This window comes from Micromonospora sp. NPDC000663 (genome assembly GCF_042898105.1).
Classification (GTDB): Bacteria; Actinomycetota; Actinomycetes; order Mycobacteriales; family Micromonosporaceae; genus Micromonospora.
This window is the reverse complement of record NZ_JBIAYR010000011.1, coordinates 1-23,535: the sequence shown is the minus strand read 5'-3', so window position 1 is coordinate 23,535 and position 23,535 is coordinate 1. Positions and strand designations below refer to the sequence as shown.

At 73.1% G+C, this 23,535-nt stretch carries 11 protein-coding genes; 8 read left to right on the top strand and 3 right to left on the bottom strand.

Annotation, left to right across the window (positions count from 1 at the left end; translation table 11 throughout):
* Positions 1–8: 8 nt before the first annotated feature.
* From ACFY1S_RS25905 to ACFY1S_RS25880, 6 genes are read left to right on the top strand one after another with little or no spacing between them, the layout of a single operon-like run.
* Positions 9–1,064: a MupA/Atu3671 family FMN-dependent luciferase-like monooxygenase gene (locus ACFY1S_RS25905; protein WP_387123004.1), complete on the top strand. Its 1,056-nt coding sequence runs from the start codon at positions 9–11 to the stop codon at positions 1,062–1,064.
* Positions 1,061–5,752: an amino acid adenylation domain-containing protein gene (locus ACFY1S_RS25900; protein ID WP_387123002.1), complete on the top strand. Its 4,692-nt coding sequence runs from the start codon at positions 1,061–1,063 to the stop codon at positions 5,750–5,752. Before ACFY1S_RS25905 ends, ACFY1S_RS25900 begins: the two co-directional genes overlap by 4 nt.
* Entirely contained in the window at positions 5,749–9,651 is a 3,903-nt protein-coding gene (locus ACFY1S_RS25895) for an amino acid adenylation domain-containing protein (protein WP_387123000.1), read from the top strand. The genes ACFY1S_RS25900 and ACFY1S_RS25895 overlap by 4 nt, the downstream gene beginning before the upstream one ends.
* Before the next feature lies 1 nt (position 9,652).
* Positions 9,653–12,910: an amino acid adenylation domain-containing protein gene (locus ACFY1S_RS25890; RefSeq protein WP_387122998.1), complete on the top strand. Its 3,258-nt coding sequence runs from the start codon at positions 9,653–9,655 to the stop codon at positions 12,908–12,910.
* A complete protein-coding gene (locus tag ACFY1S_RS25885) occupies positions 12,907–14,958 on the top strand; it encodes a beta-ketoacyl synthase N-terminal-like domain-containing protein (RefSeq protein ID WP_387122996.1) in 2,052 nt (683 codons plus the stop codon). Before ACFY1S_RS25890 ends, ACFY1S_RS25885 begins: the two co-directional genes overlap by 4 nt.
* On the top strand, positions 14,955–16,157 hold the full coding sequence (locus ACFY1S_RS25880) for a cytochrome P450 (protein ID WP_387122994.1): 1,203 nt from the start codon (positions 14,955–14,957) through the stop codon (positions 16,155–16,157). Before ACFY1S_RS25885 ends, ACFY1S_RS25880 begins: the two co-directional genes overlap by 4 nt.
* On the opposite strand, the gene ACFY1S_RS25875 is transcribed toward ACFY1S_RS25880, so the two are convergent.
* Together ACFY1S_RS25875 and ACFY1S_RS25870 are read right to left on the bottom strand one after the other, a co-directional pair.
* Complete coding sequence (locus ACFY1S_RS25875) at positions 16,114–18,177, bottom strand: acyl-CoA dehydrogenase (protein WP_387122992.1); 2,064 nt, start codon at positions 18,175–18,177, stop codon at positions 16,114–16,116. The two genes, ACFY1S_RS25880 and ACFY1S_RS25875, sit on opposite strands and share 44 nt — an antisense overlap.
* A 154-nt stretch (positions 18,178–18,331) precedes the next feature.
* Positions 18,332–18,784, bottom strand: coding sequence for a RidA family protein (locus ACFY1S_RS25870; protein WP_387122990.1), 453 nt, complete (start codon positions 18,782–18,784; stop codon positions 18,332–18,334).
* A gap of 297 nt (positions 18,785–19,081) precedes the next feature.
* Here ACFY1S_RS25870 and ACFY1S_RS25865 point away from each other — a divergent pair, with 297 nt between their 5' ends.
* Positions 19,082–21,115 (top strand): hypothetical protein, encoded by a 2,034-nt coding sequence (locus ACFY1S_RS25865; RefSeq protein ID WP_387122988.1) that lies wholly within the window; start codon positions 19,082–19,084, stop codon positions 21,113–21,115.
* Positions 21,116–21,171: 56 nt separating this feature from the next.
* Here ACFY1S_RS25865 and ACFY1S_RS25860 read toward each other — a convergent pair whose 3' ends face one another.
* The gene (locus ACFY1S_RS25860; protein ID WP_387122986.1) at positions 21,172–22,236 is read right to left on the bottom strand and encodes a carboxymuconolactone decarboxylase family protein; all 1,065 of its coding nucleotides are present in this window, start codon (positions 22,234–22,236) and stop codon (positions 21,172–21,174) included.
* 350 nt (positions 22,237–22,586) lie between these two features.
* Here ACFY1S_RS25860 and ACFY1S_RS25855 point away from each other — a divergent pair, with 350 nt between their 5' ends.
* Positions 22,587–23,444: a maleylpyruvate isomerase family mycothiol-dependent enzyme gene (locus ACFY1S_RS25855; protein WP_387122984.1), complete on the top strand. Its 858-nt coding sequence runs from the start codon at positions 22,587–22,589 to the stop codon at positions 23,442–23,444.
* Positions 23,445–23,535 lie beyond the last annotated feature (91 nt).

The following is a 23,535-nucleotide window of genomic DNA, read 5'->3' as shown; positions in this document are numbered from 1 at the left end:
CGACGCCCATGGACCTCAGCGTGATGTTCTTCGGCGCCGACGACTGCGACGGCGCAGGTGGCCACGCCGCCAAGTACGACGACATCCTGGAGATCACCCGGGCCGCCGACTCGCTCGGGTTCACCGCCGTGTGGACCCCCGAGCGGCACTTCCAGCAGGTCGGGCAGGTCTTCCCCAGCCCGCCGGTGCTCTGCGCGGCGCTCGCCGCGGTCACCGAGCGGGTCGCCGTACGGGCCGGCAGTGTGGTGCTGCCCCTGCACCACCCGCTGCGGGTGGTCGAGGACTGGTCGGTCGTGGACAACCTGTCCCGGGGTCGGACCGGCATCTCGGTGGCCACCGGCTGGCACTCCACCGACTTCGTCCTGGCCCCCGACCGGTACGCCGACCGGCGGCAGCGGGCCCTGGCCGACATCCCGCTGCTGCGCCGGCTCTGGGCGGGCGAGGCGGTCGAGCTGCCCGACGGCACCGGGCGTCCGGTGGCGGTACGACCCCAGCCCCGACCGGTGTCGCCCAGGTTTCCGATCTGGTTGACCACCTCCGGTAGCCCGCAGACGTGGGAGGCCGCCGGACGGCTCCGGACGAACGTGCTCGGCGCGACCATCGGGCAGACCCGGGAGGAACTGGCCGAGAAGATCCGGCGCTACCGGACGGCGTACCAGGCCGCACCCGAGCAGCTGGGCACCACCGACCGGGGCACTGTCACGCTGATGGCGCACACGTACGTCGGGGCCGACGACGCCGAGGCCACCCGGCTGGCGAGCGGGCCGCTGCGGGCGTACCTGCGGTCGTACGTGGCGCAGACGGCCGCCAACCGGGCCGGCGACGGCCGGGCCGCGGCGCTCACCGCCGAGCAGACCGACGCGCTCGTGGAATTCGCCAGGCAGCGCTACCTGAGCTGGGGGAGCCTGCTCGGTTCACCGGAGACCTGCCGCAGATCGCTGCTCGACCTGCGCGACCTCGGCTGCGACGAGGTGGCCTGCTTCGTCGACTTCGGCCTCGACCGGTCGGACATCCTCGCCGGGCTGCACCGGCTGGCCGAACTGCGGAAGGACCTGACGGCATGACGGTGCCAAGCGGTGGACCCGGCGCGGGCCCGGCCAGCACCTCGACGGCCGCCCGCTTCGCCGCGCTCCGCGGCGAGCAGCGGGTCCGGCTGCTGCGCCGGCTCGTCGAGGCGGACCGGCTCGCCGAGATCCCGGCAGTCGTGCCACCGCGTGACGAAGGCGGCCCGGTGCCGCTCAGCCTCGCCCAGGAGGACCTCTGGGTCTTCGAAGCGCTCTATCCGGGTACGGCGGCGCTGAACCTCTGCTGCGCGTACCACTTCGACGGGCCGGTGGCGGCTGCCGACCTGGAGCGGGCGTTGACGATCGTGCGGGAGCAGCACGACATCCTGCGCACCACCATCGTCGGCGACGTCGGCGACCTACGCCTCGAGTTCCTGCCCGCCGACCGGTTCGTCCTGGAGCGGATCGACGTTCGGGACCGCGGCACGACCCTGCGCGAGGAACTCGCGGCGTTCAGCCGCCGCCCGTTCGACCTGACCGGCGACGAACTGATGCGGGGATGCCTCATCACCGTCGACGACACCCGATCGTCGCTGGTGCTGGCGCTGCACCACATCGTCACCGACTGGTGGTCCTTCGACGTGCTGCACGGCGAGTTCGTCGAGGCGTACCGGGCGGTGCGGGACGGCGTCGCGCCCCGCCGGGGGCGTCCGCGGATCCAGTACGCCGACTTCGCCTCCTGGCAGCGTGAGCTGGAGGCCGCCGGGGTGTTCGACGCGCAGGTCGGGTTCTGGCGCGAGCGCCTGGCCGACCCACCCGAGCCGCTGACCGTCGGTGGCACCGGGGCTGTCGCACCGGCGACCGGCAGCGTGATCCGGCAGATCCCGTTCCACATCGACGCCGGCACCGAGGCGACCCTGCGGGCGTTCGCCAGGGAGCGCGGCGCGACCGCGTACGGCGTGCTGATGACCGCGTTCGCGGTGCTGGCGTACCGGCTGTCCGGGCGGGCCGACTTCGTCATCGGCACCCCGACGGCCAACCGCTCTGCCACGGGTCTCGACCGGGTCATCGGCTACGTGATGAACGCTCTGCCCACCCGCTGGCGGATCGGACCCACCGACAGTTTCGCCGACCTGCTGGGCCGGTTCACCGCCGGGTTTCCCCGGATGCTTGCCAACGCCGACGTGCCGGTGGGCCGGATCGTGAGCGCGGTCGGCGCGCAGCGCACACACGGCCGCTCCCCGCTGTTCCAGTGGGTGTTCATGCACCTGAACCGACAGGAGAGCGTCCGCGCGCTGCGGGAGATCGCCGAGCCGGAGCGTGTCCACACCGGTGGCGAACACGACCTCGTCGGCATCACCAGGGACACCGAGGACGGCATCGAGGGCACGTTCGAGATCCGTACCGACGTCTACCCGGCCGAGGTGGTGCGGAGCTGGGCCGAGAGCTTCCCGGTCCTGCTGGCCGGGCTGCTCGCCGCACCGGAGAGGCCTGTCGACGCCGTCGCCCTGCTCGGCGGGGACGAACGGCGGCGACTGCGGACGGCTGGCGACGGCGACCGGGTCGACCTACCGGCGGCGTCCATCGCGGACCTGGCCGCCCGCCGGGCCGCCGAGACACCCGACGCGGTCGCCGTCGAATCGGACGACCTTTCCCTGACGTACGCCGAACTGCTCGACCGGGCCGACCGGCTGGCGGGCCGCCTGCGGGAGCACGGCGTCGGCGCGGAGAGCGTGGTGGCGCTGGCACTGGGCCGTACCGTGGCGACCGTCGTCGCCGTGCTCGCGGTGCAGCGGGCCGGCGGCGCGTACCTGCCCATCGACCTCGACTATCCGGTCGACCGGATCCGGTTGCTCGTCGACGACGCCGCGCCGGTGCTGGTGGTCACCGACGGCGCGGCGGAGTTGCCGGAGACAGGCGTACCCCTGCTGGTACTGGATCCTGCGGACCTCGCCGGCGAACCGGCCGGCGCGGCCGTCCGGACGGTGCCCGCCGCCGCCGGCTACCTGATGTACACCTCCGGCTCGACCGGCCGGCCCAAGGGCGTGGTGGTCACCCACAGCGGCATCGCGAGCCTGGCCGAGGCGTTGGTACGCCGGTTCGAGCTGACCCCGGAGAGCCGCGTCCTGCACCTCAGCTCGCCCAGCTTCGACATCTCCGTCGGTGAGCTGTGCATGGCCTTCGGCTCCGGCGGGACCCTGGTGATCCCACCGTCGGGGCCGCTCGTCGGTGCCGCCCTCGGGGACGTCCTGCGCGAGCGCCGGGTCACCTGCGTGCTGCTTCCGCCGGCCGTGCTGGCAAGCGTTCCCGCCGACGAGTACTCGCAGCTGCGGACGGTGTGCGTCGGGGCGGACGTCTGCCCACCGGAGCTGGTCGCGGCGTGGGCGTCGCCGGGTCGCCGGTTCCACAACGCGTACGGGCCGACCGAGACCACCGTGGGCGTGACGGTAAGCGATCCGCTCGCGGCCGGCGGCGGCGCCCCGCCGATCGGCCGCCCGATCACCAACACGACTGTGCACGTGCTCGACGCGCGGCTGCGCCCGGTGCCGGTCGGGGTGCCGGGCGAGTTGTACCTCGCCGGCGGGGGCCTGGCCCGGGGGTACCTGGGCCAACCGGCGGCGACCGCCGAACGGTTCGTCGCGGACCCGTACGCCCGGCGGCCCGGTGCCCGGATGTACCGCACCGGTGACCTGGTGCGGTGGCGGGCGGACGGCGAACTGGACTTCCTCGGCCGCACCGACGAGCAGCTGAAGCTGCGCGGATTCCGGATCGAGCCGGCCGAGATCGAGGCGGTGCTGGCCGGGCACGCGTCGGTGGCCCGTGCGGTGGTGCTGCTGCGTGAGGACACCCCGGGCGACCGCCGACTCGTCGCCTACCTGGTGTCGCGCCCCGGAGCGCGACTCGAACCGGACGAGGTCCTGGCGCACGCACTGGCCGCACTGCCCGTGCAGATGGTGCCGAACGCGTTCGTCACGCTCGACGCCCTTCCCACCACGGCGCACGGCAAGCTCGACCGGGCCGCGCTGCCCGCTCCGGTCATCGCGCCGAAGCCCCGGTCGGCCCGGCCCGGCAACGCCGCCCAGGAGGTGCTCTGCGGGCTCTTCGCCGAGGTGCTGGGGGTTCCGCAGGTCGGCGTGGACGACGGCTTCTTCGAGCTCGGCGGGGACAGCATCATGGCGCTGCTGCTGGTCAGCAGAGCCCGGGCCGCCGGGTGGGAACTCACCCTGCGTGAGGTCTTCACGGCCCGGACGCCTGCCGGTCTGGCGGTGCTCGCCCGTGCCGGTATGGTCGCCGGCGCGCCGCAGTGGTCCGGTCCGGGGCGGTTCCCGCTCACCCCTGTCATGTCCTGGTGGTGCGAGCACGCCACCGAGCCTGCCGCGTTCGCCCTGTCGGTGCACGTCCCGGTCCCGGCCGCGCTCGACGCCAGGCGCATCGACGAGGCGCTGCGGATCCTGACCGACAGGCACGACGCGCTGCGGCTGCGGCTGCTGCGGCCCGCGGCCGACGACCCGGGCCTGGAGATCTCGCCGCCCGGCTCGGTCCGGATCGACACTGTGGTGCGGGTGGACGCCGGCGCGATGAGCGAGGCCGAGCGTGCGACGGCGATACGCGAGGCGGCGGCCCGAGTGCGGCTGGCACCGGAGGCCGGCCGGCTGCTGGCGGCGGTGTGGTTCGACAACGGTCCCGGGCAGGACGGACGCCTTCTGCTGACAGTGCATCACCTGGCCGTCGACGCGGTCTCCCTGCACATCCTGCACCGGGAGCTGGTCGAGCTGCTGACCGCCGGTCAGCCCGACGAGTCGGTGCTGGCCCCGGCCTCGGGTACGTCGCTGCGGCGCTGGTCGGAACTGCTCCACGTACGGGCCGGCGCGGTGGCCGACCAGCTTCCACTGTGGACCGAGGTGCTGACCGGGCCGGATTCCCGGCTGCTGTCCGACCGGGCGACCACCGGTCGGCGGGCCACCCTGACGGTCGACCTGTCGGCGGCCGAGACCGGGCCGGTGCTCTCCCAGATCCCGGAGCTCTTCCGCTGCGGGCCCGAGGACGTGCTGCTGACGGCGCTGCTCGCGGCCGTCGTACGGTGGCGGGGCAGCGGTACCGGCCTGCTCCTCGATCGCGAGGCGCACGGCCGGGACGCGCCTGTGGACGGGGTGGACCTCGCCGGCACCGTCGGATGGTTCACCACCCGGTACCCGGTCCGGCTGGACGCCCCGCCGGCGGCGACCGAGGCGTTCTGGCAGGGCGGGGCGGACACCGGCACGGCACTCAAAGAGGTGAAGGAGCAGCTCCGCGCGGTGCCGGCCGGCGGGTTGGACTACGGCCTGCTGCGGTACGTCAACCCGGAGACCGCCTCGACGCTCGCGAAGCTGCCCGAGCCGGACGTCGGGTTCAACTACCTGGGTCGTTTCGAGTCGACGGCCGGCGGCGTCGAGCTGCTCGGTGTGGTGTGCGCCGAGGCGCTGCCGGTGACCCACGCGCTGGACGTGGACGCCGTCACACGGGTCGGCCCGGACGGCCCGTACCTGCTCACCACCTGGTCGTACGCGAGCGGCGCGCTCGGTGAGGCGGATGTACGCGAGTTGGCCGGGCACTGGAGGTCCGCCCTGCTGGTGCTCGCCGACCACGCGTCGACCGCCGGTGCCGGCGGCGTGACCCGCTCCGACTTTCCGCTTGTGGATCTCAGCCAGGAGCAGCTCGACGCCCTGGTGGACGACCTGGACGCCCCGGACGGGGGCGGTTCGTGGTGAGCGGCGGCGCCCTGGCGGACCTGCTGCCCCTCACACCGGCTCAGGAGGGTCTGCTCTTCCACGCCCTGGTCGACGATTCGGGGCTGGACGTCTACCTGGTGCAGGTCCGGTTCCGGATCGACGGCCCGGTGGACCCGCACCGCCTGCGGGAGGCGGTGGCGGCGCTGCTCGTGCGGCACCCGAACCTGCGGGCCTGTTTCCGGCACAAGGGCCTGGCCCGGCCGGTGCAGGTGGTGCCGCGCGAGGTGTCGGTGCCGTGGACCGAGGTCGACCTGACCGGACGCGACCCGGCCGAGGCGCGGGAGGAGCTGCGGCGCCTGCTGGCGGCCGACCGCGTCCGCCGGTTCGAGATGACCCGCCCGCCGCTGCTGCGGTGCGCCCTGGTCCGGTTCGGCGCGCGGCGGGCCGAACTGATCGTGACGCTGCACCACATCCTTGTCGACGGCTGGTCGATGCCGATCCTGGCCCGGGACCTGGCAGCGCTGTACGCGGGTCGGAGCGCCGAGCTGCCGTCCGCGCCGCCGTTCCGGGAGTACCTGGCCTGGCTTCGTGGCCTCGACGGCGAGGCCGCCACCGGAGCATGGCGGGACGCCCTGGCCGGCCTCGGGCAGCCGACGCTTGTCGCGCCGGGCCCGGCGTCCCGCACTCCGGTCCAACCCGCGACCGTCGAGTGTGAACTGTCCCCAGCGCTTGTCGCCGCGGTACGCAGGCGGGCCGGCGGGGCCGGGCTGACGGTGAACACCATCGTCCAGGTCGCCTGGGCGCTGGTTCTCGCCCGGATGACAGATACCGACGATGTGGTCTTCGGCGCGGTCGTGTCGGGTCGCCCTCCGGAGCTGACCGGTGTGGAGACGATGGTCGGCTTGTTGATCAACACCGTGCCGGTCCGGGTCCGGCTGCGTCCGGGAGAGCGGGTAGGCGACCTGCTGGCCCGCGTGCGGGACGAGCAGGTGGCGCTGACCCCGCACCACCACGTACGGCTGGCCGAGACGCAGCGCCTGGCCGGCGTGGGCGAGCTGTTCGACACGATGCTGGCGTTCGAGAACTTCCCGCGCGGCGCGACCGACCCGGACGAGGCAACCGGGCCACGGCTGGTCGAGGTGTGGGACGCCACCCACTATCCGCTCACCGTCACGCTGGTGGCCGCCGACGGCCTCTGGCTGCGGCTCGGCTACCGCCCCGACTGCTTCGGCGCCGCCGAGGCGGATCTGGTGGCGCGGCGGCTGGTCCGCGCCCTCGACCTGCTGGCGGGTGATCCGGACGCACGCGTGGACGGGATCGACGTCCTGCCGGCGACCGAGCGGCGCGACCTGCTGAGCGCCTGGAACGACACCGCGCGCCCGGTGCCCGGCGGCAGCGTGCCCGAGCGCTTCGCGGCCCAGGTGGCAGTCATTCCCGACGCGGTGGCTGTCGAGTCCGCCGGCGGCGTCCTCACCTATCGCCAGCTGGCCGCCCGGGCCGATGCCCTGGCCTGTCGGCTCGCCGCGGTGGGGGTCGGCCCGGAGTCGCCGGTCGGGCTGCTGCTGGGCCGGTCGACGGAGCTGGTGGTCGGCCAGCTCGCGGTGCTGGTGGCCGGGGGGCACTACGTGCCGCTCGACCCCGCCCAACCCCGGTCCCGGCTGGTCCGCCTGATGCGGGACGCCGGAGTACGGATCGTCCTTGCCGACCGGGTGCCGGACTGGCTCCCCGACGACATGCGCGCCCTCACCGCAGACAGCACCGACGCGACCGCCCCCCTGCCCGCCCCGGCGGCGTCCCACCCCGACCGCGCCGCGTACGTGATGTACACCTCCGGCTCGACAGGCACCCCGAAGGGCGTGGTCGCGACCCACCGGAACCTGCTGGCGTTGGCCGCCGACCGGTGCTTCGCCGGCGGCGCGCACGCCCGGGTGCTGCTGCACAGTCCGCACACCTTCGACGCGGCCAGCTACGAACTGTTGGTGCCGCTGCTGACCGGCGGCACTGTGGTGGTCGCGCCACCCGGACCACTGGAGCCGGACGCCCTCAAACGGATCCTCACGGACAGCCGGATCACCGCGCTCTGGCTCACCGCCGAGTTGTTCCGGACCGTGGCGCACCTCGCCCCCGACGTCCTCGCCGGGCTCGCCGAGGTGTGGACCGGCGGGGACGTCGTCGACCCCGACGCGGTGCGCCGGGTCCAGCGGGCCGCGCCCCGGCTGCGGGTGGTGAACGGGTACGGCCCCACCGAGACCACCACCTTCGCCACCCGCCACCCGATCCGCCGCCCACCGGCCGCCGGCCCGGTCCCCATCGGCCGTCCGCTGGACAACACCCGCGCGTACGTGCTGGACGCCCGGCTGCGCCCGGTTCCGGTAGGCGTCGTGGGGGAGCTGTACCTGGCCGGCGCCGGCCTCGCCCGCGGCTACCTCGGTCAGCCGGCCCGGACGGCCGAGCGGTTCGTCGCCTCGCCGTACTCGCCCGAACCGGGTGCGCGCATGTACCGCACCGGCGACCTGGTGCGCTGGAACACCGACGGCGAACTGGAGTTCGTCGGTCGGTCCGACGACCAGGTGAAGGTCAGGGGCTTCCGGATCGAGCCGGGCGAGGTCGAGGCCGTCCTGCGCTCCGGCCCGGGCGTCCGCCACGCGGTGGTCGCCGCCACGTCCGGACCGGACGGAGGCCGGCAGCTCGTCGCGTACCTCGTCCTGGACGGCGACGGCGACGGCGACCTCGGGGCCGTTCGCGGGTACGCGGCACAGCGGCTGCCCGCTCACCTGCTGCCGAGCGGATACCAGCGCATCGGCGAGGTGCCCCTGACCCGGCACGGGAAGTTGGACCGGGCCGCCCTGCCACAGCAGGTGAACCAGGTCGGCCCGCCGACCGCGACGACGCCGGCCTCGGCACGGGAGGCGAAGCTGTGCGAGCTGTTCGCCACAGTGCTGGGCGTGCCGGCGGTGGGGCCGGACGACAACTTCTTCCTGGCCGGCGGTCACTCGCTGCTCGCGATGCGCCTCGTCGCGGCCGTCGAGGGTGCCCTCGGCAGCCGGATCCCGATCGGCGCGCTGTTCGACGCGCCGACCCCGCGCGCTCTCGCCGGCCGGCTCGACGCCCCCCGAGGCGACCTCGGGCTCGCGCCCCTGCTCACGCTGCGCGGCGACGGCGACCGTACGCCGCTGTTCTGCCTGCACCCGGCGATGGGGCTCGGCTGGTCGTACACGGCGTTGCTGCCGCACCTGCCCGGTCGACAGGTGTACGCGCTGCAGTCCACAGTGCTCGGCGGGCGCATCCCGCCGCCGGTGAGCATCGAGGAGATGGCCCGGGAGTACCTGCCCCGGATCCGGGCGGCGCAGCCGAGCGGGCCGTACCTGCTGATGGGCCGGTCGTTCGGCGGCCTGCTGGCGTACGAGCTGGCCGGCCAGCTGCGGCGGGCCGGGCAGCAGGTGGGACTGGTGGCCGTACTGGACGCCGTACCGGTCACGGCGCTTGACGGGGCGTCCGCGCCGCCCGACGACGACCGGCTGGAGCAGGAGATGTTGCGCATCCTGCTCCAGGCGGGGCCACCGGAGCTGCTCGACCGACCCGGCCCATTGCGCCGCGCCGAGGTGTTCGCGGCGGTGCGGACCGCCGACGGCCCGCTGCGGGGTGCCACCGAGCAGCGGCTCACCGCGCTTGTCGAGCTGGGCGGCCATCATCTCCGGCTGACTCAGAGCTACCAGCCGTCGCGGTACGACGGTGAGGTGCTGCTCTTCTCGGCCACCGCCGAACCCGGCGGCCTGACCTCGGAGGCGAAGGCCGCCGCCTGGCGACGGACGGCCGGAAAGGTCCGGGTACGCGACCTCGACTGCGCCCACCGCGACGTGCTCCGGCCGGGGCCCGTCGCCGAGATCGCCGCCACCATCGATCCGTTTCTCGAAAGGGCCGACAATGCTGCCCGCTGACGTGAGCGACCGCCCCGACGAACCGGTGGAGTACGAGTTTCCGGTGTCACCAGCACAGGCCAGCCTCCTCGTGCTGGAGCGGCTGCACACGGGCAGCGCCCAATACCATGTGCCTGTCGCGTTCGCCGTCCACGGCCCGTTCGACGTCGACGCCTTCACCCGCGCCCTCGACGCGCTGGTGGCCCGGCACGAGTCGCTGCGCACCGTCTTCCGTACCGTCGACGGCGAGCACCGTCAGGTGGTGGCCGCCGAGGCGACCGCCGACGTGCGGGTCGACCGGGACGTGTCGCCGGCCGAGGTCGACGCGGCGATGCGCGCCGAGGCGGCCCGGCCGTTCGACCTCGCGGGCGGCCCGTTGCTGCGCTGCCGCGTGTACGCCGTCACCGACGGCAGCCACCGGATCCTGGTGACCGTCCACCACCTGGTCTGCGACGGCTGGGCGATGGAGATCATGCTGCGCGAGCTGGCCGACAGCTACCGGGCCGAACGCGACGGCGACGGCGCGCCCCCGCAGCCGCTGCCGATCCAGTTCCCCGACTACGCGGCCTGGCAGCGGGACCGCCTCGCCGCCGGCGGGTACGCCGACCCGGTGGCTCAGGTACGGCAGATGCTGTGCGGAGCGCCGACGGTGCTCGCCCTGCCCGGCGACCGGCCCCGCCCCGCAGTGCAGACCCCGGCCGGCGGGGTGGAGTCGTTCCTCCTGCCTGTCGGGCTGCGGGAACGACTGGCGGGGCTGGCCCGTACCCGGCACACCACGCCGTTCGTGGTCCTGCTGGCCGCCTACACCGCGTTCCTGAACCGGCTGTCGGGCCACGACGACCTGGTCGTCGGCATCCCGGTCGCCGGCCGGGACCACCCCGACGTGCAGGGCATGGTCGGCCTGCTGACCAACACCCAGGTGCTACGTGTCGACCTGGCGGACGGGCCGAGCTTCACCGACCTCGTGGACCGGGTTCGGGACCTGCTGCACGACGCCCGCGACCACCAGGACGCGCCGTTCAGCGCCGTGGTCGACGCGGTGGCCCCGCAACGTCAGCCGAGCCACGACCCGGTCGTGCAGGTGGTGTTCGCCTACGACGACGAGACGGTGCTGGAACTGGACCTGCCGCCGGCCCGGGTCGAGCGGGTGCCGCTCGTGCTGGACGTGGCGAAGTTCGACCTCCTGCTGTACGTGGAGCGCTGGGGGACCGACCTCGTCGGGCAGTTCATCTACCGCAGCGACCTCTTCGATCCGGCCACCGTCAGGCACTGGGTACGCGGCTTCCAGGTGCTCCTGGACGACCTGCTCGACGCTCCGGACCGGCCGACGGCCGCCGCCGAGATGCTCGACGCGCGGCAGCGGCACCTGATGCTGCACGAGTGGAACAGCACCACGGTGGAAGTGTCGGCCCGCCTCGTTCCCGACCTGGTGGCCGACCGCGCCGCCGAACGTCCCGAGGCGACGGCGCTGGTCTGCGGCGACATCGTGCTGAGCTACCGCGAGCTGCTGACCCGGGCCGACCGGTTGGCGGCCGAACTGGTGACCGCGGGGGTCGGCCCGGAGGTTCCGGTCGGACTGTGCCTACCCCGGTCCGCCGAGATGGCCGTGTGCGCGCTCGCCGTGCTCCGGGCCGGCGGCGCGTACCTGCCGCTCGACCCGGACCAGCCGTCGGCGCGGCTGCGCGAGATGCTCGCCGGGGCCGGCGCCCGACTGGTGCTGCTGGGCGTCGACACCGCCCGGCGCTCCGGGGAACTCGGCCTGCCGGCGCTCGTGGTGACGGCAGGCGCGGCCGATGTGCTCAGCCGCCCGGAGCCGGCCCCCCGGATCGGCACGGGAGCGCCGGGCCCGGACAACGCGGCGTACATCCTCTACACGTCCGGCTCGACAGGCACCCCCAAGGGCGTGAGCGCGCCCCATCGGGCGCTGACCAACCTGACCACCGCGGTGCGTCCACAGTTCCCGGTCACCGTGACGGACCGGGTCCTCCAGTACGTCGCGTTCGGCTTCGATGTCGCCGTGTCCGACCTGTTCTTCACCTGGGTCGCCGGAGCCGAACTGCACGTCGCCGGTGAGCACGAACGGCTCGGCGAGGCGCTGTACCGACGGCTGCGGGACTCCCGCATCACGTACGTCTTCCTGCCACCCACCGCCGCGATGTCGCTGCCCTGCTCGCCGGACGCCCTGCCCGACCTGCGCACGATCGCCGTCGGCGGCGAGCCCTGCCCGGCCGAACTCGTCGACAGATGGGCCGTTTCCGGCCGCCGCCTGCTCGACGCGTACGGGCCGAGCGAGGCCACCATCTACGCCACCACCGCCGAACTGCGCCCCGGCGAGCCCGTGGTGATCGGCCGGCCGGTGGCGAACGGCCGCGCGTACCTGCTGGACCGCCGGCTGCGGCCGGTGCCGGTCGGCGTCGTCGGCGAGATCTACCTGGCCGGAGCGCACCTGGCCCGGGGGTACGCCAACCAGCCCGGGCTCACCGCCGAGCGCTTCGTCGCCAACCCGTTCGGCCGGCCGGGGGAGCGGATGTACCGCACCGGGGACCTCGGCAGGTACGACGCCGAGGGGACGCTCAGCTACCTCGGCCGGTCCGACAACCAGGTGAAGATCCGTGGTTTCCGGGTCGAGCTGGGGGAGATCGAGGCGGTGCTGGTCCGCCATCCGGCGGTGTCGGCGGCCGTCGCGGCGGTGTTCGGTGACGGCGCCCTGCGCCGGTTGGTGGCGTACGTGGTGGGCGTGGACGGCACGCCGCCGGTCGTCGGCGAACTGCGCGTCTGGCTCGCCGAGCGGCTGCCCGGATACATGGTGCCGGAGAGCGTGGTGCCGCTTGCCGAGCTGCCGACCGGACGGACCGGGAAGGTGGACCGCTCCCGGCTACCGGCACCGCCGACCACCCGACCCGACCTGGCGCACCGGTATGTGGCGCCGAGGACGGGGACCGAACTCCGGCTGGCGACGGTCTGGCGTCAGGTGCTGGAGCTGGACCGGGTCGGCGTCCACGACAACTTCTTCGAACTGGGCGGCAACTCCCTGCGGCTGCTGGGGGTGCTGTCCGCGCTGCACGACCAGGGCGACGCCGGGCTGAGCATGGTCGACCTGTTCCGGTACCCCACAGTCGCCGCCCTCGCCGCGCACCTGGACGGTCCCGGCGACCCCGGACCGTCAGCCGGCGTCGACGCGGGCCGGCGTCGGGGCCAGGACCGGCGGGCCCGGCTCATGACCCGTACGGCGCGAGCCCGGCCGGCCGGTGACGACACAGTGGAAGGTGGCCTGACATGACCGAAGCCCCAGCAGTGGCGATCGTGGGGATGAGCGGGCGATTCCCCGGCGCCCAGGACCTCGGCGAGTACTGGGAGAAGCTCCGCTCCGGCGTCTGCTCGATCGCCACCTTCGACTCCGAGGAGCTACGGGCCGCGGGTGTCGACCCGACCGAGTTGGCCCATCCGGCGTACGTGCCCGCGAAGGGGCACCTGGCCGGCGCGGACCGCTTCGAGGCGGAGATCTTCGGCTTCAACCGCACCGAGGCCGCGATCCTGGACCCGCAGCACCGGCTGCTCCTGGAGACCACCTGGAGCGCGTTGGAGGACGCCGGCTACGACCCCCGCCACGTGCCCCACCGGACGGGCGTGTACGTCGGCGGCAGCCCCACCGACCACATGCTCGCCGCCGCGGTGGATCGCCGGCTCGCCGCCGAGCTGGGGCCGCTGCAACTGCGCATCCTCACGGACCGTGAGTTCCTGGCGCCCTGGGTGTCGTACCGTCTCGGGCTGGACGGTCCCAGCCTCAGCGTGCAGACCGCCTGCTCCACCTCGCTGACCGCGGTGCACCTGGCCGCGCAGGCGCTGCTGCTCGGCGAGTGCGACGCGGCCGTGGCGGGCGGGGTCTCGGTGGACTCGGTGCATCCGCGCGGCTACCTGTACCGCGACGGCGGCATCTTCTCGCCGGACGGGCGGTGCCGGCCCTTCGACGAGAAGGCGGCCGGCACGGTCAGCGGCAACGGCGTCGGGGTGCTGGTGCTGCGGCGGCTGGCTGACGCGCTCGCCGACGCGGACCCGATCCACGCCGTCATCCTGGGTTCGGCGGTCACCAACGACGGCGCGACGAAGGTGGGCTTCACCGCGCCCGGCGTCGACTCGCAGAGCAGGGCGATCGTCGAGGCCTGGTCGGCGGCGGACCTCGACCCGAGCGCCGCGCAGTACCTGGAGATGCACGGGACCGCCACCGAACTGGGCGACCGTGTCGAGCTGGCCGCTACCGCCGCCGCGGTCGGCGCCACCCGACCTGGCCGGTCCTGCGGGATCGGCTCGGTCAAGTCGAACATCGGGCACCTCGACGCGGCGGCCGGGGTGGCGAGCCTGATCAAGGTCGTGCTGATGCTGGGCCACCGGAGCATGGCGCCCACGGCAAACGCCAGCGGGCCGCATCCGGACCTGACGCGGATGCCGGGGTTCGAGCGGGTCACCACGCTGAGCCCGTGGGACCGGCCGGACGGCGGCCAGCGGCTGGCCGGGGTGACGGGACTGGGCATCGGGGGCACCAACGTGCACGTGGTGCTGGCCGAGGCGCCCGAACCGGACCGCCCGGTTCCGCCGGACCGTGCCGAGCTGCTGCCGATCTCCGCGCGGACGGACACTCAACTGCGCCGCGTGGCCGCCGAGCTGGCCGCCGCGCTGCGCGCGCCTGCGCCGCCGATCCTCGCGGACGTCGCGTACACCCTGCGCAGCGGGCGCAGCGCGCACGCCGCGCGGGCGTACGTGGTGGCCGGCAGCACGGCCGAAGCGGCCGACGCGCTGGACGCCCTGGCCGAGGGCGGGCGGGTGACGGACGCCGGGCAGGCCGAGGAGCTGCGGATGATCGGCGAGTCGTGGGTCCGGGGCGCGGACGTACGGTGGCCGGCGCCGGCCGACGGGGCCCGGCGGACGCACCTGCCGACCTATCCGTTCGCCGGGGAGAGCCTCGGCGCGTTGAGCCTCACCACTGCGGCCACCACGCTCCCGGCGCCGCAGCCGGTGGCATCGCCACCCGCCGACGAGCGTTCCGCCCGGCCGGTCACCGAGGCCGCCGTGACCGAGCTGCTCGTCACCGTCCTCGGGCTGACCGGACTGGACGACCTCGACAAGTCGTACTTCAGCGTGGGCGGGGACTCGCTCACCGCTGTCCACCTGATCGGTCGGCTCGACGACGACCTGGGCATCCGGGCGCCCATCGAACTCTTCCTCGAACCGGTCAGCCTCCGTGAACTCGTCGCCCGGCTGACCGCGATGGGCGGTGGCGCGGACGACGACCTGCTCGCCGCCCTGCTCGACGAGGCGGAGTCGTCGCAGTGACGGGAGAGCCGGAGACTGTCGACCTGCTCGACCCGTACGTGCACGCCACCCGGGATCTGACCGACAGGTGGCGGTGGCTGCGCCGCCACGACCCGGTGCACTGGCATCAGGCGGGCGCCGCGACGGGTTTCTGGGTGGTCACGCGCCACGCCGACGTACTGCGGGTGGTACGGGACAGCGACACCTTCACCTCGCTGCGCGGCAACATGCTCGGTACGCTGCTGCGCGGTCGCGACCCGGGCGCGGGCCGGATGCTCGTGGTCACCGATGGTCGGTTCCACACGGGTCTGCGCAGTCTGCTCGCCGGCGGGTTCGGTCCGCGGGCGTTGCGGCCGGTGACCCACTCCATCGCGCGGGCCACCCGCGAACTCCTTCGTGGCCTGGTGGAGCGCGGCGGCGGGGACTTCGTCGCCGAGGTGGCCGCGCAGGTGCCCCTTCAGGCGATCTGCGAACTGCTCGGCGTACCCGAGGTGGACCGGCCGCGCGTCCTGGAGTTGACCGGAGCGGCGATGCTCGGCGAGTCCGCCGACCAGGCGGGGATGGAGGCCCGCATCGCGCAGAGCGACATCCTGCTCTACTACACCCGGCTGGTCGCCGCGCGCCGCGACGCACCCGCCGACGACGTCATCAGCCTGCTGGTCGGCGGCACCGTCGACGATCGCCCACTGACCGACGAGGAGGTGCTGCTGAACTGCTACAACCTCGTCATCGGCGGGGACGAGACGGCCCGGCTCGCCCTCGCGGGCGGACTGCTGGCCCTTGCCACACACGACGATCAGTGGGTACGGCTGATGACGGACCCGGCCCTCGTCGACAGTGGCACCGAGGAGATCCTGCGCTGGACCACGCCTGCCGCGCACGTGGGCCGTACCGTGACTGCCGACACCGAACTGTGCGGCCGGGCGCTGTCCGAGGGCGACGTGGTGACACTGTGGATGGTGTCGGCGAACCGCGACGAGGAGGTCTTTCCCGCCCCGGACACCTTCGACCTGGGACGGCGACCCAACCGTCATCTGACCTTCGGGTACGGCCCGCACTTCTGCCTGGGCGCCCAGTTGGCCCGCGAGGAGATCCGTGCCCTCCTCACCGAACTGCGGTCGACAGTGCGGACCGTCGAGGTGACCGGGCCGGTCCGGCGGCTGCCGTCGAACTTCATCAGCGGACTGACCACCCTGCCTGTCGCCCTGACACCTCGGTGAGGTCATGCCCCTCCAGCCGCTCCCCTTCGAGTTCGAGGTGGTCATCGGCGCGTGTCTGCTCGTCGTCGGCGGCCATGGCCTCCTGCCGCAGGGGTTCCTCGCGCAGGATCGCGGCGTGCAGCCACGGATCCGGGATGGCGAAACCGTCGACGAGGGTGCGCAGGTTTGGGCGTAGCTCCTTGAGCAGAGCGTTGACCACGCCCGTGATGGCCTTGGAACGGGCCGGTGTCAGACGGCCGTGCTCCAGGAACCAGCCCTTGTGGGCCTCGATGACGCTCAGCGCGTACAGGTCACAGACCCGGGACAGCAGCGCCCGGACCGCCGGGTCGGCGGTGTCCTCGATGCCGGCGACGAACGCCTCAAGGGTGATCCGGTCGATGTGCGCGGCGGCCAGGGTCAGGACGTGGTCCTGGACGTCGTTGAAGATGTCGAAGGGGCGGTCCTTCTTCGTGGTCGCGCCGCCCCGCAGGCGGCGGACCGCGCCGTCCAGGAGGTGCCTCTCGCGGTCCTCGAAGGCCTTGAGCTGCCAGCCGCGGTCGGTGACGGCGACCTCCTCGTCGCGACCGGGCACGGCGCTGATCAGCCGCTCGATGAGCGACCGCGCGGCGGTGCGTTCGAGGACCATCTCGCGGACCTGCTCGGCGACGAAGGAGGCGCGCCCCCAGCCGTCCAGCGAGCCGAACTCGTCCCGGTGGCCGGTGAGCAGCCCCTTGGCGACCAGCTGCAACAGCACAGTGTTGTCGCCCTCGAAGGTGGTGAAGACGTCGGTGTCGGCCTTGAGGCTGGGCAGGCGGTTCTCGGCCAGGTAGCCGGCGCCGCCGCACGCCTCGCGGCACATCTGGATGGTGCGTGTCGCGTGCCAGGTCTGCGCGGCCTTGAGACCTGCGGCCCGGGACTCCAGCTCCCGCTGCCGGTGTTCGTCGACCGGCCCGTCGCCGCCCTGCACCTCACTGAGTGCGGCGACCAGCTCGGTCTGGGCGAAGTGCAGCGCGTACGTGGTGGCCAGCGCGGGCAGCAGCTTGCGCTGGTGGGCAAGATAGTCGTTGAGCAGCACCTCGCGCTCCGCGTCGGGCGTGCCGAACTGGCGCCGGATGTCGCCGTAGCGCACCGCGATGGTCAGCGCCGACTTCGTGGCCGCCGACGCGGCGCCGCCCACGCTGACCCGGCCGCGGACCAGGGTGCCGAGCATGGTGAAGAAGCGCCGGGAGTCGTTCTCGACCGGGCTGGAGTACGTCCCGTCCTCGGCGACCTGACCGTAACGGTCCAGCAGCATGTCCCTCGGCACCTGCACGTGGTCGAAGGTGAGCCGCCCGTTGTCCACGCCGAGCAGGCCGGCCTTGGGCCCGGCGTCGCCGATGCTCACGCCGGGCATCGGGTTGCCCTGCGCGTCGCGGATCGGCACCAACCACGCGTGTACGCCGTGCCGCTCACCGTTCGTGACCAGCTGGGCGAAGACGACAGCCATCCGCCCGTCGCGGGCGGCGTTGCCGATGTAGTCCTTGCGGGCCGCCTCGTGCGGGGTGTGCAGGTCGAAGGTCTGCGTCCGCGGGTCGTACGTGCATGTGGTGCGCAGCTGCTGGACATCCGAGCCGTGCCCGGTCTCGGTCATGGCGAAACAGCCGAAGATCTTGCCCGAGACGATGTCCCGGAGGTACGCGTCGTGGTGCCGCCGGGTGCCCAGGGCCGCGACCGCGCCGCCGAACAGGCCCCACTGCACGCCCGCCTTGACCATCAGCGACAGGTCGACCTGCGCCAACATCTCGCTGGCGATGATCGAGCCACCGATGTCGGAGCTGCCGCCGTACTCGGCGGGGAAGGCGGACGCCATTCCCAGCTCGGTGGGGAGTTCGCCGAGCAGTCGGGTGATCCGCTCACGTGCCTGGTCACCGGTCTCGCCGTACACCGGGAGGAAGCGCTCGTCGAGGTGCTCACGGTGTGCGTTGCGCACCTTGGCCCACGGTCCGTCGAGTACGTCCTGAAGGCCTGCGAGATCGATACGGTCAGACGCGTGATCGGGCATTGTCACCCCTCCGGATGGCGGACATTTGGGTGCAGTCTGGACCCGATCAAGAGTACGGCCACCAACCGTGGTCCTGCCGGGCAGACCGCGGTGAAACGGGACACCATCGCCGCCCGTCCCCGGTCCATCGGTGCGGGGCGGCCGGCCGGGGACGTCACCCGAGCGGCAGCACCGCGACCCCCTGCATCTCGATCAGCAGGTACGGGTGGGGCAGTTGGTGCACGGCCACGGTGGTGCGCGTCGGCCCCGTCTCGTCGAAGAACTCGCCGTACACGGCGTTGTAGCCACCGAAGTCGTTCATGCTGACCAGGTACGTGGTGACCGGCACGAGATCGGACAGGTCCGCGCCGACGTCGCGCAGGATGTGGCGCATGTTCTCGATCACGGCGCGGGTCTGCACGGCGATGTCCAGCGACGCGGTGCCCAGCGCGTCCACAGTCGCAGCGGCGATCGTGTTGTCGGGGCGGCGGCTGCTCGTACCGGAGACGAAGACCAAACCGCCCGCGACCTTGACATGCGGGAACCGGCCGCGCGGGACGGCCTTGCCGGTGACGGTCCGGGCCCCGGGCTCTGCACGTACGGCTACGCCGGGCGTGCCCTGCTGCACACGGTCGCCGGATCGGATCCGGCCCGGCTGCGCCGCGTCGACGCGCGCTTCACGGCACCCATGTATCCCGGCGACACCCTGACGATCCGCATCTGGCGCCGCCGCCACGGCGCCGCCTCCAGGCCGTGGACGGTACCGGCCGGCTGGTCCTCAGCCGGGGCGTCGCCCGGGTGCTGCCACCGCCGCCCGGGGGAGTGTCACCACACCTTGCTGAGATCCGTTCACGAGCGTAGGAAGAACACCACCCACCACCCTCGCCCCGCACCGAGCCATCGTCCACCGTCGAAGGAGATGCGTGTGACCACCCCCGTACGGCTCCGTTCCGCCGTGTCCGTGCTGGTGACGGCGGTCGCCGTCCTGCTTGCTCCGGCTGCTGCCGCGGCACCGCCCGCGACTCCCGGCGCGACCGGGCAACCGGGCTGCGACCCGATCGACCCGACGGCCTGCCTGCTGCCGTTCCCGAACGACTACTTCACCGTGCCGGACCGGACCAGCCCCACTGGCAAGCGGGTGCGGTTCGCGGCGTCCGCGATGCCCGCGAACGTCCAGGGGACGCCGATCGACCCGACGGAATGGAACAGGCAGGACGGGTTCAGCCCCGGCTCGCCGATCCTGGTGCGGGTGCCCGGCCTCGACGCCACGACCACCCTGATCGCACCTGTCACCGACATCGGTCGCTCGCTGGCGCCGGACGCGCCGATCGTGCTGCTCAACACACGGACCGGCGAGCGCACCCCCTACTGGGCCGAGCTGGACGCGCACGCCGCCGGCCAGCCGGACCGGCAGTCGCTGATCATCCGGCCGGCGGTGGCGCTTACCGAAGGCACCCGGTACGTCGTGGGCCTGCGGAGCATGCGCGACGGTACGGGGGCGTTGATCCCGGCGCCGAAGGCGTTCACGGCGTACACCAGGGGTGTCGGCCTCGGCCATCGGGATCCCCGCGTCCCGCAGATGAAGCGGATCCTCGCCGATCTGAACCGGAGCGGCGTCAAGCGGCACAGCCTCTACCTGGCCTGGGATTTCACAGTCGCCAGCCGACAGGGCCTGACCGGGCGGATGCTGGCGATGCGGGACAACGCCTTCGCCGACCTCCGCCGAGCGGCACCCTCGTTCACCGTCACCCAGGTCACCGACTACGCGCCCGAGCAGGAACCGTTGATCGCCCGGCAGGTGACCGGAACCATCGGAGTGCCGTCCTACCTGACCGGCGACGGCGGCCCCGGCTCCCGCCTGCACTACGGCCCGGCCGGCGGCGACGGGACGCCACCGACGCCGAACGCCCTGCCCACGCCGTCCGGCGCGACGACGGCCGCAAACTTCGTCTGCAACATCCCGCGCAGCGCCTCCGCCGCGAAGCCCGCCCACCTCTCGCTCTACGGCCACGGTCTGCTCGGCAGGCCCACCGAGATCAACGCCGGCAACGTCAAGACGATGTCGAACACCCACGACTTCACCTTCTGCGCGACCAGCTGGATCGGCATGGCCGCCGCCGACGTCCCCTACGTGGCGGGCGCCTTCACCGACCTCAGCGCCTTCCCCGCCGTGGCCGACCGGTTGCAGCAGAGCTTCCTGAACTTCCTCTTCCTGGGCCGCGCGATGATCCACCCCGGCGGGTTCGCCGCCCACCCGGCGTTCCGGGACGACAGCGCACGACCGCTCATCGACGTGGCCGGCGGGCTGCACTACGACGGCAACAGCCAGGGCGGCATCAACGGCGGCGCGCTCACCGCCATCGCCCAGGACTGGACCCGGTCGGTGCTCGGCGTACCGGCGATGAACTACTCCACGTTGCTGCAACGCAGCGTGGACTTCGCGCCGTTCCAGTCGGTCCTGGACGGCTACTACCCGGACAGGGTGGACCAGCAGCTGATCCTCGCGCTGCTCCAGATGCTGTGGGACCGCTCCGAGGCCAACGGGTACGCCCAGCACATGACCGACAAGCCGTTGCCGAACACCCCGGCTCACCAGGTGCTGATGCACGTGGCCTTCGGCGACCACCAGGTCTCGCCAGCGGCGGCCGAGGTGCAGGCGCGCACCATCGGCGCCCGCCTGCACACCCCGGCGCTCGCCGACGGCTGGTCAGCGGACGTGCGGCCGTACTGGGGCATCGCGCCGATCCGCAGGTACCCGTACACCGGCTCGGCGATGGTGGTCTGGAACAGCGGCGCGGCGTACGCCCCACCGCCGACCAACCTCGCCCCGGCGGGGCCGGAGTACGGCGACGACCCACACGAGTTCCCGCGCGCCCAGCCCGGAGCCCAGAAACAGAAGGCGGTCTTCCTGCTCACCGGAAAGGTCATCGACGTCTGCGCGCGTACACCCTGCCCCTGAGGTGTGAGCGTGCCGTGTCCACCCGCCGAGACGCGGCGGTCGTAGGCCTGACGACATCACCCGCCATGGTCGTCGTTCCCGATGTCCTGACGGGCCGCGATGTGGCGGGCGGCGGTCAGGCTCGCCCACGACGTGATCTCGATGAGCGCCGCGTCGTCCGCGCCTGTCGCCCGTACGCCAGCCACGACGGGATCGGTGATGCGGAACGACGAGACGGCGGTGAGCAGTGCGAGGCGGGTCGCCGGGCGGTCCCGGGCCGGCAGGGCGTCGAGCCGTTCCTGGAGCCACGGCGCCGTTCCCGCGTCGCGACCCGGTTCCCGCAGGGCGGCACGGACCATGTCGCGTGCCGCTGTCGTGAGCCGCCGCTCGCCAGCCTCGTCGATCGCGCTGGCCGCGCGGGCCAGGGCACTGGCGATGGTGGGACTGCTCTCGGCCCACCGCAGGTCGTCGGGCAGCTGCGCGGCGGGCAGAAGGTCGTCGGTGTCGAGCCCGGGCAGGGGAGCGGAGGAGGCCAACCGCCGCATCACCCGGGCGGCTCCTCGCCGCACCACATCGCGCGCGATGCCCTGCACCGGCGGCAGCGGCGACTCCTGGAGGAAGACGTTGACCATGCGGTTGATGTACTGGAACGTCAGGACCGTGCCGACCAGCTCCGGCGCCTGGGCGCGGGGGAAGGGAGCCGGGCCGGGAGCTTCGGCGGATGTGACCGCCCAGCCGGCGAGCGTCCGCAACCGGGGGTCGGCCACCTGCTCGAGACGGCCCGCCGCGATGGCCTCGGGGTCTCTCCCGCGTACCAGCCCTCGCAGCGTCGTGCTGTGCACCTCAGCGCAGTACGGGCAGTTGTTGGCAAGTGACACGGCAGCCGCGACGGCTTCCTTGTCCGCGCGGGCGACCAACCCGGGCACTACGAGCACCTCACGCAGGATCGACCAGCTGGCCGCCAGCACCGACGGTGCGGGGGAGTGCAGGGCGAGGGGAGGGGCGAGCATCCCGAACTCCGCCTCGATCCGCCGGTACACGGTGCCCACGAGACCGGTGGCCGAGGCGAACGGCACCGGCCGCACGTACCGGAAGTGCGAACGGCCGGCGCGGCGTGTCGCGCGCGCGAACAGTGTGGTCATCCCGATCCCGTCTCTGCGTCAGGCGGTGGTTGAGGGTCGGTGCCTGTGGAAAGCGCCGCCGCCACACCGGCTCGTCCGGCGTAGCGGCGGCGCTCGCTCAGGCCACCGCCGCGACGTCCCCGGCGGCGGTGGTGCGGACCGCGAGTGCCGGTGCCCACCCCCGCCGTGCGGCTCCGGCCTCGAATTCGGTCATGCCGACACCCTCGCATCGGGTGCCGGGGCGTCCACCTCGCGCGTTGCCGGACGGGAGACGGACACGCCCAAGGGGTCCGTGTCGTCTCGATACACACATGCCGAACCGCGCACGCTGGAGGATCCGCCGCCGTCCGGTCCGATGTGAGAGTGGTGCGGTGACGACGAACGCCCTCGATCGCTGGCCCGATGCCCGGACCGCCGTGCACCAGGCCACCACGCGCTTCATCGCGCTTGTCAAATCGTGCCCGACACCGGCGAGCACCATGGTCACCAAGGATTGGACCGTGTCGGACACGGCAGTGCACGTGCTGTCCATCGCGATGCTCTACGTCTCGCTTGTCGACGCCGACGTCGAGCCGCCGCCGGTGCCCGGGCTCGCCGACGCGCTGGAACAGACGACAGTGGACACCGTGTCCTCGCTCAACGTGCTCGTCATGCGGCACCTGACCGAGCGGGACGCCGACGTGCTCTGCCGGGACCTGTCGGACACCGTCGAGCGCCTGCTCCGGGCCAGCGCGCACACCGATCCGGGCAGCGTCGTGCGTTGGCTCGGCGGGGCGTCGGTCACCGTCGCGGGCCTGTTCGCCCACCTGACGAACGAACTCCTCGTCCACGGCTGGGACATCGCCCGAGCGACGGGCCGACCGTGGCCGATGCCGGAGGCCGAGGCGGCGCTCTTCTTCGACCTGTTCTTTCTCGACATGGTGCGGCACGACCACGGTGTCCTCATCGACACCGGCGCGCGCCAGCCCGCGCGCCCGGTCGCGGTGGCGTACCGGTCGGCGTACACGGCGCAGACCACCACAGTCCTGAAGGACGGCCGGTTGACCATCGCTCCGCCCGACGCCCCGCTCGACGCGCGCATCACCTACCGTCCGGCGCGGTTCAACCTCATGCTGTTCGGGCGCATCAGCATGCTCTCGGCGGTGCTGCGCCGCGACGTGGTCATCGGTGGGCCCCGGCCGTGGCTGCTGCCCGGTTACCTCCGGGTCGTCCACATGCCAAACTCCTAGTGCCGTGACCACGAACGTTGACGGTGTTGGGGTCAGGCTGCTCGGGTGGCGGGTTGGCCCCAGCGTCGTTGTCGTTCGCTGCGGATGCGGG